The 1,243-nt window shown below is 43.8% G+C and carries 1 protein-coding gene; it reads left to right on the top strand.

Annotation, left to right across the window (positions count from 1 at the left end; translation table 11 throughout):
* The first annotated feature begins 62 nt into the window (after positions 1-62).
* Positions 63-1,213, top strand: a protein-coding gene (locus tag AB6E08_RS23340; protein ID WP_371705204.1) for an IS3 family transposase whose coding sequence is annotated in 2 segments (ribosomal slippage) — positions 63-306 and positions 306-1,213 — 1,152 coding nt in all. Because the reading frame shifts where the segments join, the coding sequence is not laid out codon by codon here.
* Positions 1,214-1,243 lie beyond the last annotated feature (30 nt).

Consider the following 1,243-nt stretch of genomic DNA (forward strand, 5'->3'; position numbering starts at 1 on the left):
TGATCCGCACCAGAAGTTTTGGACACTGAGTTAAGTGAGTACAATCACTAACGAGGTGAACAATGACAACTAAGAAAACACGAATTAAACATGCTCCTGAATTTAAAGCCGAAGCGCTTAAGTTAGCAGAGAAAGTCGGTGTCGCTGCCGCCGCACGACAGCTTTCACTATATGAATCTCAAATTTATGGGTGGCGTAAAGCCGTCAAAAAAGATGCGAAAATCAGCGATAGAGAAAGAGAACTCGCCACTGAAAATGCCAAGCTCAAGCGATTATTAGCAGAGCAAGCTGAAGAGCTAGATATCGTAAAAAAGGCCGCCACCTACTTCGCGAAAAATCTAAAATAGATTGCTATGAGTTTATGCTCGAACACCTGATGCAATATAGGATTATCCGTATGGCTAAGGTGTTTGGGGTTTCTCGAAGTGGGTTTTATTATTGGATTGATAATCGCCATAAAGTCACTCAACGCAACGAGCACCGCAAGCAGCTTGATAACAAAGTTCGAGAAGTCTTTGATGATAAAAAGGAACGCGACGGTGCAAGGCGCATTCAAAAAGAACTTGAGGCAAATGGTAATAAGCACGATGTAAAAACCATTGCCGCGAGCATGAAGCGCCAGAGCTTAGTCGCGAAGGCCGCCCGTAAGTTCAAATGTACGACAGACAGTAAGCATAGACTTCCTGTAGCCCCGAATTTGCTTGAGCAAGACTTTAATGCGACAGCACCAAACCAAAAATGGGCTGGAGATATCACTTATCTAGCGACAAGCGAAGGCTGGATGTATTTAGCCGTTGTTATCGACTTGTACTCACGGCAAGTAGTTGGTTGGTCAATGAGTACCAGAATGACCGCAACTCTGGTCTGTGATGCGCTATCAATGGCATTGTTCCGCAGAGGTATGCCAGAAGAAGTGATTATCCATAGTGATAGAGGTAGCCAATATTGTTCAAAAGACTACCGCGACTTAATCGCAGCTCATAATCTAAAGCAAAGTATGAGTAGGAAGGGAAATTGCTGGGACAACGCTTGTGTTGAAAGCTTTTTCCACTCAATGAAAGTAGAAGCCGTCCAATACGAGCCGATAATGACCCGAGAAGAGATGCGTCAAGCACTCTTTGAATACATCGAAGTTGATTATAATCGAACAAGAAGGCACAGTGCTCTTGGGTATCTAAGCCCAGTTAACTTTGAAAAACAATATGTCGCTTAATGCGGTGTCCAGTCTTACTGGAGCAGATCA

It is taken from the genome of Vibrio sp. 10N.247.310.24 (assembly GCF_041467175.1).
GTDB classification, from domain to species: domain Bacteria; phylum Pseudomonadota; class Gammaproteobacteria; order Enterobacterales; family Vibrionaceae; genus Vibrio; species Vibrio tasmaniensis_A.